Here is a 14073-nt window from a genome sequence, read left to right on the forward strand (position 1 = left end):
CGACGGGGGACACGTAAGTGGTACCGCTTCGTTCCTCAGAAAAACGAACGGAGAGCGGGCCCATGCAAAGCCGCCGTCAACTGCTTCAATTCACCGCCGCCGCCGGCCTCTTCGCCGCGGCTCCTCGCTTCGCTTCCGCCGCCGCCCCGGCCTCGCCCGAAGCAGCGAAGATGAACGTCATGTTCGACGCCTTCATGAAGGAGCAGCTGGAACGCTTCCCCGAGTACTCGTCGTACCTCGGCCTCGACAAGGGCCCGATGGCGTCCCTGAAGAGCCGCATCAGCGATCTGTCTCCCTCGGCCCAGCGTGAGGACGCCCGCCAGAACGCCGAGCGTCTGGCCCGCCTGCGCACCATCGACCGCGCCAAGCTGACGGGCATGGATGTGGTGAACTACGACACGGTTGAGTTCACCCTCAATGTGGCCGACGAAGTCTCCAAAGCCAGCCCCGCCTTGCGTGGCCAGGGTTCGGTCTACGTGCTCAGCCAGTTGAGCGGCCTGTACCAGCAGGCGCCGGACTTCATGGACAACATGCACACCATCGAAAACGCCGCCGACGCGGAGGCGTACCTGTCGCGCCTGTCCGCCCTGGGCAAGGCGCTCGACCAGGAGCTGGAGGTCGCCGTCCATGACGAGAAGCTGGGAATCACCCCGCCGGACTTCGTCATCGACAAGGCGCTGGTGCAGATGAAGTCCCTGCGCGACGAGCCGCTGGAGAAGACCACCCTCGTCGAATCGCTGGTCCGCCGCACCAAGGCCAAGGGGCTGTCGCCCGAGTACGGCGTGCGCGCCGCCAAGATCTACACCGACAGCGTGCTGCCGGCCCTCAACCGCCAGATCGCCCATATGGAGCGCCTGCGCAAAACCGCCCGACATGACGCCGGCATCGGCGGCCTGCCCAATGGTCCGGCGATCTACGCCGCGTCGCTGAAGAGCTACACCACCTCGAAGCTGACCCCCGATGAGATCCACAAGCTGGGCCTCGACCTGGTGGCGAGCCTGTCGGCCGAGACCGACAAGCAGATGCGCAGCCAAGGCCTGACCCAGGGCACGGTCGGCGAGCGCTTCCGCGCGCTCTACAACGACCCGGCCCAGCACTACCCGAACACCGACGAAGGCAAGGTCCAGCTGATCCAGGACCTCAACGCCCAGATCAAGGTGATCGAGGCCAAGCTTCCGGCCTACTTCGGTCAACTGCCTAAGGCGGCCGTTGAAGTCCGGCGCGTTCCGCCGGCGATCGAAGCTGGCGCGCCGGGCGGTTCGTACAACTCGCCGCCGCTCGATAACTCGCGCCCCGGCATCTACTGGATCAACCTGGTCAACACGGCCGCGCAGCCGCGCTTTACCCTGCCGACCCTGACCTATCACGAAGCCCTGCCGGGCCATCACCTCCAGCTAGCCCTGAGCGGCGAGAGCCAGGGCATCCCCCTGATCCGCAAGGCAATCGGCTTCTCGGGCTACAGCGAAGGCTGGGGCCTCTACGCCGAGGAACTGGCCGTCGAGATGGGTATGTACGAGAAGGACCGCATGGGCCAGATCGGCATGCTGCACGACGCCCTGTTCCGCGCCGTGCGTCTGGTGGTCGACACCGGTCTGCACCACAAGGGCTGGAGCCGGGAACAGGCGATCAAGTACTACGTCGCCCAGATCGGCGATGAGGAAGCGGCGGCCACGCGCGAAGTTGAACGCTATTGCGTCTGGCCAGGTCAGGCTTGCAGCTACATGGTGGGCAAGATCACGTGGATGCGCCTGCGCGAAAAGGCCAAGACCGCCTTGGGTTCGAAGTTCGATATCCGCGAGTTCCATGACGCCGGCTTGCTGGCCGGGGGTACGCCCCTGACCACGCTGGAGAACGTCATCGACAACTACATCGCTTCGGCGAAGGCCTAGGAGGGGCCGGGATATGGACCGTAGACACTTTCTGCTAAGCGCGTTGGGGGCTGCGCTCGCCAGCCCCACCCTCGCCAGCGCCCAGGCCGGCTCCGAAGCGGCCAAGATGAACGCCGCCTTCGACCGGGTCATGCAGGAGACCCTGCAGCGTTCTCCGGAATACGCGACGATGCTGGGCCTCGACAAAGGCCCCATGGCGTCGCTGAAGGGCCGCTTTGGTGAAGCGTCCCTGGCCGCCCGCGCCAAGGACAAGGCCGACAACAGCCGCTATCTGGCGGAACTGAGGGCTATCGATCGCTCCAAGCTGACCGGCATGGATGTCATCAACTACGACACGGTCCTGTTCACGCTGGAAACCGCGGAAAAGGGCAACAAGGCTTTCAATTACGGCTCGCCCGGTTCGGGCCAGCCTTACATCATCAGCCAGTTGACCGGTTCCTATCAGCAGATCCCTGACTTCCTCGACGCCCAGCATGGCATCGAGACCGCTGATGACGCCGAGGCCTACCTGTCACGCCTGTCGGCCTTCGCCAAGGTGCTGGATGGCGAGGTCGAGATCGCCCGTCACGACGCCGGCGTCGGGGTCATCCCGCCGGACTTCGCCATCGACCGCGCCCTGACGACCCTGGGCAACATCCACGGCGAGCCGTCGAGCAAGTCCACGCTCGTGCAGTCCGTGGTCCGCCGCACCAAGGCCAAGAGCATCGCTGGCGACTGGGAAGCCCGCGCCACGAAGATTTACGAAGGCGAGGTCCAACCGGCCCTTGGCCGTCAGATCGCGTTCCTGAAGGAAGTCCGCCCCAAAGCCGTCCACGACGCCGGCGTGTGGCGCTTGCCCAAGGGCGGCGAGTACTACGGCGTCTCGCTGCTGAACTACACGACCGCGGCGATCACCCCCGAGGAGATCCACACCACCGGTCTTCGCCTGGTGGACAGCATCTCCAAGGAGATCGACGCGATCTTCAAGTCACAGGGCATGACTGAGGGCTCGGTCGGCGCGCGCCTGCAGCAGCTCTCCAAGCGTCCCGACCAGCTCTACGCCAACACCGACGAGGCCAAGGTCGAGCTGATCAGCGACCTGAACAAGATGGTGAAGGAGATCGAGGCCAAGATCGCCCCGTACTTCGGCCAGCTTCCCAAGGCGGCGCTGGAGATCCGTCGCGTTCCTAAGTCGATCGAGGCCGGCGCGCCGGGCGGCTACTACAACAGCCCGACCCTGGATGGTTCGCGCCCGGGCATCTACTGGATCAACCTGCGCAACAGCGCCGAGGTCCCCAAGTTCGGCCTCAAGACCCTGACCTATCACGAGGGGATTCCGGGCCACCACCTGCAGCTGGCGCTCAACAACGAGAGCCAGGGCATTCCGCTGATCCGAAAGGCCATCGGCTTCTCGGGCTATTCCGAGGGCTGGGCGCTCTATTCCGAAGAGCTGGCCGTCGAGATGGGCATGTACAAGGACGACCCGTTCGGCCACGTCGGCCAGCTTCAGGCCGCCCTGTTCCGCGCCGTCCGCCTCGTGGTCGACAGCGGCATGCACTACAAGAAGTGGAGCCGCGAGCAGGCGATCAAGTACTTCGTCGACAACCTGGGCCAGGAAGAGGCCACGGCGACGACGGAGATCGAACGCTACTGCGTGTGGCCGGGTCAGGCCTGCAGCTACATGGTGGGCAAGCTCATCTGGCTGCGCCTGCGCGACAAGGCCCGCACGGCCTTGGGCGCCAAGTTCGACTACCGCAAGTTCCACGACACGGGCCTTCTGGCCGGCGGCACGCCGCTGACCGTGCTCGAGAACGCCATCGACGGCTACATCGCCAGCGCGAAAGCCGCCTGACGAAGGTGTGTTCCGCCGGCTCGGCCCCGTGTCGGGCCGGCGGAAAAACCCGCTATCTCTCATTGAAAATCAGGTCGGCGCGCGACGCGGGCTCGTGACGCCGATGAAATCAAACTGGCCTGGCTGGCTGCTAAGCAAGCCGTCCGTCCGCGTGACCAAACGGGAGAGTATTTGATGGATCGTCGCGCCTTTCTGGCCAGCGCAGCTGCAACCGCCTTCGCCGGCCCGGCCCTGGCCCAGGCCTCGTCGTCGGGCGAGGCGGCCAAGATGAACGCGCTCTTCGATCGCATCATGCGCGAGCGCTTCCAGAATTCCCCCGGCTTCGCCACGCGCCTAGGCCTCGACAAGGGCGCCATGGCTGGCCTCAAGGGCCGCCTCAGCGAGATCTCGCTGAAGGCCCGCGCTGAAGAAGCGACCCGGACGACCCAACAGCTCCGCGACCTGCGCGCGATCGACCGCAAGACGCTCACGGGCATGGACGCGGTGAACTACGACACCATCGAGTTCACCCTGGCCGTCGACGCCGACGGCTACAACAAGTTCAACTACGGTGCGGGTTCGGCGGGCGAGCCCTATGTGCTCAGCCAGCTGACCGGCTCCTACCAGCAGACGCCGGACTTCCTCGACACCCAGCACTCCATCGAGACCGCGGCCGACGCGGACGCCTATCTGTCGCGCCTGAAGGCCTTCGCCGGCAATCTCGACGGCGAGCTGGAGATCGCGCGCCACGACCTGGGCCTTGGCGTCCTGCCGCCGGACTTCGCCATCGACCGCGCCTTGGCCTCGCTCGGCCAGATCGCCGGGGAGGGGGCCGACAAGTCGGTGCTCGTCCAGTCGGTTGTGCGTCGCACCGCCGCCAAGGGTATCGCTGGCGATTGGGCCGCTCAGGCGACGAAAATTTATGAGGGTGAGGTTGTTCCCGCCCTGAACCGCCAGATCGAGTTCCTGAAGGCCAACCGCGGCAAGGCGACTCACGAGGCCGGCTGCTGGCGCCTGCCCAACGGCGCGGAATACTACGCTGTCTCGCTGAAGGGGGCGACGACGTCAGGCATCACGCCGGAAGACGTCCACCAGACGGGCCTTGATCTGGTCAAGAGCATCTCGGCCGAGATCGATGTGCTTCTGAAGGGCCAGGGCATGACCCAGGGCTCCGTCGGCGAGCGCCTCAAGGCGCTGGGCGATGATCCCAAGCAGCACTACCCCAACACCGACGAGGGCAAGGACCAACTGCTGGCCATGCTGAACGGCAAGGTCGAAGAGATCCGGGGCAAGCTGTCGCCGTATTTTGGCCAATTGCCCAAGGCGCCGGTGGAGATCCGCCGCGTGCCCAAAGCGATCGAGGCTGGTGCGCCGCGCGGCTATTACAACTCGCCGACCCTCGATGGTTCGCGGCCGGGCATTTACTGGATCAACCTGCGCAACACCGCCGAGTCGCCGACCTTCACCCTGACGTCGCTCACCTATCACGAGAGCATTCCGGGCCATCACCTGCAGCTCGCCCTCAGCAATGAGAGCGACGCCATCCCGCTGATCCGCAAGGCCACCGGCTTCTCGGGCTATTCAGAGGGCTGGGCGCTCTATTCGGAGCAACTGGCTGTGGAAATGGGCATGTACGAAAACGACCCGCTGGGTCACGTCGGCCAGCTCCAGGGCGCGCTGTTCCGCGCCGTGCGCATGGTCGTCGACAGCGGCATGCACCACAAGCGCTGGAGCCGCGAGCAGGCGGTGAAGTACTTCGTCGAAACCCTGGGCTGGACCCAGGCGCGGGGCGTCACCGAGATCGAACGCTACGCCGTGTGGCCGGGCCAGGCGTCCAGCTACATGGTGGGCAAGATCATGTGGCTACGCACCCGCGAAAAGGCGAAGGCCGCCCTGGGGTCGAAGTTCGACCTGAAGGCTTTCCACAACGCCGGCCTCCTGTCGGGCAGCACGCCGCTGACCGTGCTTGAGACCGCCATCGACAACTACATCGCCGCGGCCAAGACCGCGTAAGCCAAAGCGTACAAAGGGGGACACATCCATGGACCGCAGAACCTTCCTCGCCACCGCGGCCGCCTCGGCCTTCGCCGCGCCGGCCTTGGCTCAAACCACCGGAGGCGCGGAGGATCAGCGGCTCCATGCGATGCTCGACAAGTTCTTCTATGACGGCGTCGAGAAGAGCCCGACCCGCGCCACCTCCCTTGGTCTCGACAAGGGTGCTCGCGCGCATCTGAAAAGCGAGCTGGGCGACGCCTCCCTCGCTGACCGCGCCCGCCGGCTGGAGGACGCCAAGCAGCGCTTGGTCGATCTGAAAACCATCGACCGCGCCAAGCTCAGCCCCGCCGCCAGCATCGACTACGACGTCATCGCCTATCAGAACGAAGTCTCGGTCACCGCTCTGAGCCGTGTGAAGTTCGGTGAGGGTGGCAATGGCGGCTACTCGCCCTACACCCTGGATCAGCGCTCGGGCGCTTATCAGTCGGTGCCGGACTTCCTGGACAACCAGCACGGCATCGCAAATGCGGCTGACGCAGACGCCTATGTCGCCCGTGTGAGGGCCTTCGCCACGGTCCTCGACCAGGAGACCGACCGGATGAACGCCGAGGCGGCGATGGGCGTCATCGCGCCCAACTTCATCCTAGCCACCACCCTGGACCAGATCCGCGCGCTGCGCGGGCAGGCGACCGCCGACACGGTGCTGGTCAAGTCGATCTCGCGTCGCGCCAAGGCCGCCGGCCTGACCGCCGACTACGCATCCCAGGTCACGGGCGTGGTGGACGCCGACGTGTGGCCCGCCCTTGATCGTCAGATCGCCGCGCTGGAGGCCCTGAAGGCTAAATCCACGGACAAGGCCGGCGCCTGGACCCTGCCAGCCGATGAAGGCTACTACGCCGGCGCCGTACAGGCGGCGACCACCACCAAGATGACGCCTGAAGAGGTGCATCAGATGGGTCTGTCCCAGGCGGCCGAGATCACCGCCCGTATGGACGTGCTGCTCAAGGGCCAGGGCCTGACTCAGGGTTCGGTCGCCGATCGGATGACCGAATTGGCCAAGCGTCCGGGCATGCAGTACCCGAACACCGACGCCGGCAAGGAAGAGATGATCAAGGAGCTGAACGCCCAGATCGCGGCGCTCGGCCCCAAGCTTCCCGCCGTGTTCGGCCGCTTGCCCAAGACCGCCGTGGAGGTTCGCCGCGTGCCGGTGAACATCCAGGACGGCGCCTCGAATGGCTATTACCAGCGCCCGTCGCTGGATGGGTCGCGACCCGGCGCCTTCTACATCAACCTCAAGGACAGCGCCGACTGGCCGAAGTTCAGCCTGGCGACCCTGACCTATCACGAGGCAAGCCCGGGCCATCACCTGCAGATCGGCCTGCAGATGGAGAACGCGGACGTGCCGCTGATCCGCCGCACCGGCGGGTTCTCAGCCTTCTCCGAAGGCTGGGCGCTGTATGCCGAGCAGTTGGCCTACGAGATGGACGTCTACAAGAACGATCCGACCGGCGAGCTTGGCTATCTGCAGTCGTTCCTGTTCCGCGCGGTTCGCCTGGTGGTCGACACCGGCATTCACCACAAGCGTTGGACGCGCGATCAGGCCACCGCCTACATGGTCGGCGCCACCGGCTACACCCATGGCCGCGTCCAGCGCGAGATCGACCGCTACTGCGTGTGGCCGGGCCAGGCGCTCAGCTACAAGGTCGGCCATACCCAGTGGGCGCGCCTGCGCGACGGGGCTAAGGCCAAGCTGGGTTCGAAGTTCGACATCCGCCAGTTCCACGACGCGGCCCTGCTTTCGGGCCCGATGCCGCTGCTGGTTCTGGAAAAGCAGATCGACGCCTACGTGGCGCGCGCAAGCAAAGCCTAGTCCTTCCGGATCAGGCCAGTCTGAGCAGAGGCGGCGCCACCGGCGCCGCCTTTCGCGTTTCCGGGGTCGTGGGTCGCGCCGACGGTTGCCCGTATAGATAGCCCTGGGCGAAATCGACGCCGGCGTGACGCGCGGCTTCCTCGACGCCGACATTCTCGACCATGGCGGCGACGGTACGCAGGCCCAGTTCACTGAAAGCCTGGACCAGATGACGAACCAGGGCCGCTTCCTCGCGTCCGCCCGTCAGCTCGCGCACATAGCGGCCGTCGATCTTGGCTAGGTCCAGTTGCAGCCGTTGCAGGTGCGCCATGGAGTCGGCGCCCGCTCCGAAGTCGCCCAGGCAGACCAGCGAGCCCATGCCGCGCAGGGCCTGGGCGTGACGGTTGGCCAGGACCATGTCGCCGATGGTCTTGCTCTCTACCATCTCGAAGATCAGCCGCCCGCGCGCCGACTCATGACGCTTCAACAGGCGCTCCACGTGCTGCGGATAAGCTTCGTCGCACAGAGTGCGGCCCGTGACCTTCACGGCCAGGCGCAGAGTCGGTGTGTCGGAGGCGAGGCGGCGCACCGCCTGTTCGACCACGGCGTGGTCCAACTCCTCCATCAGATCGAAGGCCTGGGCGGTACGGATCATCTGTAGCGGGTCCGCGCCGTTCTCGAACCGGGCCAGCACCTCGTGGTGATGCACGGTGTCGTCGGCCAGACGCACGACGGGCTGGAACGCGAACTCGAACCGGCGCTGGCTCACCGCCGCCGCCAGGGCCTCAGCGCGGGCCAGGGCGCGGTGCATGGCCCGCGTGTTCTCGGAGATGGTCGTCCGGACGGCGGGATCGACAGGTTCGACAGGCGGCGGAGGCGGAGCCTCGACCACGGGCGGAGGGACCAGGTCGGGCGGCAGGTCGGCTAGCACCGAGGGCGCTGGCGTGACGGGCGCGGGTTGGGGAGCGGGAGCCGGCTGCGCTGACGGCGGGATCGCGAAGGGAGCGACGCTGACCGGCCCGGTCTCGAATCGCGGAAGGGGCGGGGCCTGGGTCAGGGCGCAGCAGATGCGGTTGGCGTTCTCGGCCAGGCGGCGCGCGGAGAGGCTCACGGGCCGCTCCGGATCGCTGGCGGGCGCCAAGACGATCGGCCCATGCCGGCCTCCGTCGGCTAGCCCGAGCAGAAAGCCATGCAGACGCTCGCGCTCGCTCGGCGCGAACAGGTCCAGCAGCATCACCCCGGTGAGCGGGACCAGGTCCGATCCCAGCACGCCATGCTCAGCGCCCGCCACGAACGTGATGCGTCCGTAGTCGTCCAGCTCCAGAAGGAGGTCGGAGCTGGCGAAGGCCAGGCCGAGCAGCCGATAAGGGTCCAGGGTCAAAGCGCGCGCGGTCCGCCAGTCAATCGGCGAATCCTGCACGCTTATGGTTAAGCAGGTGTTGTCGCGGCCGGCGTCAGGTGGTCGCGGGGGTGTGCGCCGGATGCGCAGGTTCGACCGTATGGAGCACCCTTTTAGGTGTGCGTCAAAATCGGTCGTATCTACGTTCCGCGCCGAAAAGAACATCTTGCGAACATAGAACAAAGCATGCACATTCGCTTTCGAGAGCTGGCGCTGTCGCGGGATCGCAGCGGGGCCAGTTGGGTTGGCGGAATCATGGAATAAGGGACGCCTAGATGAACCAAGCGGCGTTGAGGCTCGTGGCACGCGAAGAAGGCGATAAACAAAAGGCTCTTGAGGCCGCCCTGGCACAGATTGACCGGGCGTTCGGCAAGGGCTCGGTTATGAAACTGGGCGACAAGGGCAAGGTCGAGATGGAGTCGGTTTCGACCGGCTCGCTTGGCCTGGACATCGCCCTGGGGATCGGCGGTCTGCCCAAGGGGCGGATCATCGAGATCTACGGTCCGGAAAGCTCGGGCAAGACGACGCTCGCCCTGCACGTGGTGGCCGAGGTTCAGAAGGCCGGCGGCACCGCCGCCTTCGTGGACGCCGAGCATGCGCTCGACCCGTCCTATGCTCACAAGCTGAAGGTGAACCTGGACGAGCTGCTGGTGTCGCAGCCCGACACCGGCGAGCAGGCGCTTGAGATCACCGACACCCTGGTGCGCTCCGGCGCCGTGGACGTCATCGTCATCGACTCGGTGGCGGCCCTGACGCCGCGCGCCGAAATCGAAGGCGAGATGGGCGACAGCCTGCCGGGCCTCCAGGCCCGTCTGATGAGCCAGGCGCTGCGCAAGCTGACCGCCTCGATCAACAAGGCCAAGACCCTGGTGATCTTCATCAACCAAATCCGCCACAAGATCGGCGTCATGTACGGCTCGCCCGAGACGACCACGGGCGGCAACGCCCTGAAGTTCTATGCCTCGGTCCGCCTGGACATCCGACGCACCGGCTCGGTCAAGGTGCGCGACGAGATCATCGGCAACAATGTCCGGGTCAAGGTGGTCAAGAACAAGGTCGCCCCGCCGTTCCGCGAGGTCGAGTTCGACATCATGTACGGGGAGGGGATCTCCAAACTGGGTGAGATCATCGATCTGGGCGTCAAGGCCGGGATCGTCGAGAAGTCCGGCTCCTGGTTCTCGTACAACAGTCAGCGGATCGGGCAGGGGCGCGACAATGTGCGCGAGTTCCTGAAGCAGAACCCGGACCTCGCAGACAGCATCGAAAAGGCCGTCCGCGCGTCTTCCAGCAAGATTGAGGAAGAATTGCTGGTTGGCGGACCCGACGCTCAGGAAGACACCGAAGGCTAAGGCCCGCAGGGGCAAGCTTTCAAAGGGCTCTCGCGAGGCGGCCTTCGCCGCCGGACACCCCGCCAAACCCTCCGGCGCGCGACCCCCGCCGCGCCGCCTCGCGAGCCGAGGACGTTCGGACCTGCGCCCCAAGCGTTGGACCGGGCGTCCTTTTTCGCGTTCCGAGCGGGCTCGCCGCGCCCGGCCATGCCACGAATTTCCTTGGGAGATCAGGCGCGCTTGGCTAAGGAGCGCTGCACTTCCTATCTCCGCTTTTTGCGCCTTCCAGACCCCGGACGATCATGCCGAGCCTGAACGACATCCGCAGCACCTTCCTCGATTACTTCGGGGGCAATGACCACGCCGTGGTCCCGTCCGCCCCGCTGGTGCCGCAGAACGATCCGACCCTGCTGTTCGTCAACGCCGGCATGGTGCCGTTCAAGAACGCCTTCACCGGCGCGGAGACCCCGCTCGCCCCGCGCGCGACCTCGTCGCAGAAATGCATCCGCGCCGGCGGCAAGCACAACGACCTGGACAATGTCGGCTACACAGCGCGCCACCACACCTTCTTCGAAATGCTGGGGAACTTCTCCTTCGGCGACTATTTCAAGGAACGTGCGATCGAGCTGGCCTGGAACCTGCTGACCAAGGAATACAAGCTTCCGGTCGAGAAGCTGCTGGTCACGGTCTATGCCTCGGACGACGAAGCCGCTGATCTCTGGAAGAAGATCGCGGGCCTGGATGATCGCAAGATCATCCGCATCGGCACCTCCGACAACTTCTGGTCCATGGGCGACACCGGCCCGTGCGGCCCGTGCTCGGAAATCTTCTTCGACCACGGCGACCACATCCCCGGCGGCCCTCCCGGCAGCCCGGACGAGGACGGCGACCGGTTCATCGAGATCTGGAACCTGGTCTTCATGCAATTTGACCAGCAGCCAGGCGGCGAGCGGGTCAACCTGCCCAAGCCGTCGATCGACACCGGCATGGGCCTGGAGCGCATCGCCGCCGTCCTGCAGGGCGTCCACGACAACTACGACGTCGATCTGTTCAAGGCCCTGATCGCCGCCTCGGAAGAGGCTACGGGCGTCAAGGCCGTGGGCGAGAACCAGGCCAGCCACCGGGTCATCGCCGACCACCTGCGCTCGACCTCGTTCCTGCTGGCCGATGGCGTGTCGCCCTCGAACGAAGGACGCGGCTACGTCCTGCGCCGGATCATGCGCCGGGCCATGCGCCACGCTTATCTGCTGGGCGCGCAAGAGCCCCTGATGCACCGCCTGGCCCCGACCTTGATCAACGAGATGGGCGACGCCTACCCCGAGCTGCGCCGCGCCGAGGCCCTCATCACCGAGACCCTGCGCCAGGAAGAGGAACGCTTCCGCCGCACCCTGGGCCGCGGCATGACCCTGCTGGATGAAGCCACGGCCGAACTGGCCGAGGGCGGCGTGCTGGCCGGCGACGTGGCCTTCAAGCTCTACGACACCTACGGCTTCCCTCTCGACCTGACCCAGGACGCCGTGCGCGCCAAGGGCCTGACCGTCGACACCGACGCCTTCGACGTGGCCATGGACAAGCAGCGCCAGATGGCGCGCGAGAACTGGACCGGCTCGGGCCAGCAGGGCACCGGCGCCGAATGGTTCGCCGTCAAGGAGCGCTCGGGCCCCACCGATTTCATCGGCTATGACGTCACCGAAGCCACGGGCGAGGTGAAGGCGATCGTCGCCGACGGCGCCGAGGTCCAGTCGGCCGCGGCCGGGCAGACGGTGCAAGTCGTCCTCGACCGCACGCCCTTCTATGCCGAAAGCGGCGGCCAGGCCGGGGACCAGGGCGTCATCGACGTCAATGGCGGCGCCAGCCGCGTGCTCGACACCCAAAAACAGGCCGGCGAACTGCACGTTCACACGATCGAACTGACCGGCCCGCTGAAGGTGGGCGACAAGGTCGTGGCTTCGGTCGACGCCGAACGCCGCCACACCACGCGCTCCAACCACTCGGCCGCTCACCTGGTCCACGCCGCTTTGCACCACGTGCTGGGCGCCCACGTGGCGCAGAAGGGCCAGCTAGTCGATGGCGACCGCATGCGCTTTGACTTCAGCCATGGCGGCCCGCTGACCCCGGACGAGATCGAGCGCATCGAGGCCGAGGTCAACGCGGTCATTCGCCAAAACGCCCCGGCCGAGATCAAGGTCATGGCTCCGCAGGAGGCCATCGCGGCTGGCGCGGTCGCCCTGTTCGGCGAAAAGTACGGGGACAGCGTCCGCGTCCTGACCCTGGGCAAGGCCCTGACCGGCGAGGACAAGGGTTATTCAGTTGAACTATGCGGCGGCACCCACGTGGCCCGCACCGGCGACATCGCCCTGTTCAAGATCGTGTCCGAGCAGGGCGTCGCCGCTGGCGTGCGCCGTATCGAGGCCCTGACCGGCGAGGCGGCCCGCCGCTTCCTGCTGGATCAAGCCGGTGTCGCCAAGGGTCTGGCCGAGCAGTTCAAGGTTCCGGTCGAGGGCGTCGCCGCCCGCGTCGAGGGTCTGATCGCCGACCGCAAGCGTCTGGAGAAGGAACTGGCAGAGGCCAAGAAGGCCCTCGCCCTGGGCGGCGGCGGTTCGGGCGGCGCATCCGGTCCGGAAGACGTCGCGGGCACCGCCTTCATCGGCCGGGTGCTGGACGGCGTCGGCGGCAAGGACCTGCGCGGCGTGGTCGAAGACTTCAAGAAGTCCATCGGCTCTGGCGTCGTGGCCCTGGTCGGCACGTCCGACGGCAAGGCCGCCGTGGCCGTGGCCGTGACCCCCGACCTGACGGCCAAGTTCAACGCGGCCGACCTGGCCCGCGCCGCCGTGATCGCCATGGGCGGGCAGGGCGCCGGCGGCAAGCCGGACTTCGCGCAAGGTGGCGCGCCGGACGACTCCAAGGCCGCCGAGGGCGTGGCCGCGGTGAAAGCGGCCCTGGCCGGGTGAGCCGCACCCCTGGCGTTGGCTGCGGCGCGGTCCTCATGAAGGACGGCGCCATCCTGCTGATCCAGCGCCTGACGGCGCCGGAAGCTGGTTGCTGGAGCCTGCCGGGCGGCAAGGTCGACTGGGGCGAACTCGCGACCCAATCGGCTGCTCGCGAAATCGAGGAGGAGCTGGGCGTCACCACCCAGGGCCTGGATTTGCTTTGCGTGGTCGATCTGATCGAGGCGGACGCCCACTGGGTGTCGCCGGTCTATCTGGCCCGATCCTTCGTCGGCGAGCCGAAGCTGTTGGAGCCGCAAAAACACGGCGCCTTTGGCTGGTTCACCCTCGACGCCCTGCCGTCGCCCCTGGCGGCCTCGGCGAGGATCGCCGCCGAGGCCCTGGCCGCGCGTTAGCCCTTTGGGCGGCGGAACGCGCTGAGCTTGTTGCCGGTCGGATCGCGGACATAGGCCAGGTAGCCGAACTCGCCACGCTCACCCGGTTCGCCCTCGCAGGTCCCGCCATTGGCCAGGGCCGCGGCGTGGAATGCGTTCACCTGCTCGTCGGTCTCGGCATGGAAGCCGATCATGATGCCATTACCCGCGCGGGCGGGCTGCTCGTCATGGGGCGCGCACAGCAGGACCTTGCCGTGGCTGTCGCCCTCCGGCCCATAGCCGGCCCAGGTCCCTTGCACCCAAAGGCGCTTGTTGCCTAGCGCGCCTAGCACCGGATCGTAGAAGGCCATCGCCTTGTCCAGATCGTCGGCCCCGATGGTGATGTAGCTGATCATGGTCGTCCTCCTTTTGGCCGAGGCTAGCGCACGAATGAGAACGTATGAAGAACAAAGTTCGTTGCTGCAGTCGCTAGAACGAAAAA

General features: G+C 66.5%; 9 protein-coding genes. 7 read left to right on the forward strand and 2 right to left on the reverse strand.

All coding sequences use genetic code 11. The annotated features are described in order from the left end of the window. Positions 1-62: 62 nt before the first annotated feature. From O5K31_RS05095 to O5K31_RS05110, 4 genes are all read left to right on the forward strand, one after another. Entirely contained in the window at positions 63-1889 is a 1827-nt protein-coding gene (locus O5K31_RS05095; RefSeq protein ID WP_269716241.1) for a DUF885 domain-containing protein, read from the forward strand. A gap of 130 nt (positions 1890-2019) precedes the next feature. Next, positions 2020-3720 (forward strand): DUF885 domain-containing protein, encoded by a 1701-nt coding sequence (locus O5K31_RS05100; RefSeq protein WP_442867776.1) that lies wholly within the window; start codon positions 2020-2022, stop codon positions 3718-3720. A gap of 171 nt (positions 3721-3891) precedes the next feature. After that, positions 3892-5712, forward strand: coding sequence for a DUF885 domain-containing protein (locus O5K31_RS05105; protein ID WP_442867755.1), 1821 nt, complete (start codon positions 3892-3894; stop codon positions 5710-5712). Positions 5713-5740: 28 nt separating this feature from the next. Further along, positions 5741-7564: a DUF885 domain-containing protein gene (locus O5K31_RS05110; RefSeq protein ID WP_269716244.1), complete on the forward strand. Its 1824-nt coding sequence runs from the start codon at positions 5741-5743 to the stop codon at positions 7562-7564. A 10-nt stretch (positions 7565-7574) separates the two neighbouring features. Here the strand turns inward: O5K31_RS05110 and O5K31_RS05115 are convergent, their stop codons facing one another. Further along, positions 7575-8924: an EAL domain-containing protein gene (locus tag O5K31_RS05115; protein ID WP_269716245.1), complete on the reverse strand. Its 1350-nt coding sequence runs from the start codon at positions 8922-8924 to the stop codon at positions 7575-7577. A gap of 293 nt (positions 8925-9217) precedes the next feature. Between O5K31_RS05115 and recA the strand changes: the two genes are divergently transcribed. The 3 genes from recA (at position 9218) to O5K31_RS05130 (ending at position 13613) form a co-directional block, all read left to right on the forward strand. Further along, on the forward strand, positions 9218-10291 hold the full coding sequence (recA, locus tag O5K31_RS05120) for a recombinase RecA (RefSeq protein ID WP_269716246.1): 1074 nt from the start codon (positions 9218-9220) through the stop codon (positions 10289-10291). Between the two features lie 281 nt (positions 10292-10572). Beyond that, complete coding sequence (alaS, locus tag O5K31_RS05125) at positions 10573-13221, forward strand: alanine--tRNA ligase (protein WP_269716247.1); 2649 nt, start codon at positions 10573-10575, stop codon at positions 13219-13221. After that, the gene (locus O5K31_RS05130; RefSeq protein WP_269716248.1) at positions 13218-13613 is read left to right on the forward strand and encodes an NUDIX domain-containing protein; all 396 of its coding nucleotides are present in this window, start codon (positions 13218-13220) and stop codon (positions 13611-13613) included. Before alaS ends, O5K31_RS05130 begins: the two co-directional genes overlap by 4 nt. On the opposite strand, the gene O5K31_RS05135 is transcribed toward O5K31_RS05130, so the two are convergent. Continuing rightward, a complete protein-coding gene (locus O5K31_RS05135) occupies positions 13610-13987 on the reverse strand; it encodes a VOC family protein (RefSeq protein ID WP_269716249.1) in 378 nt (125 codons plus the stop codon). The two genes, O5K31_RS05130 and O5K31_RS05135, sit on opposite strands and share 4 nt — an antisense overlap. Positions 13988-14073 lie beyond the last annotated feature (86 nt).

It is taken from the genome of Caulobacter sp. NIBR2454 (assembly GCF_027474405.1).
GTDB lineage: Bacteria > Pseudomonadota > Alphaproteobacteria > Caulobacterales > Caulobacteraceae > Caulobacter.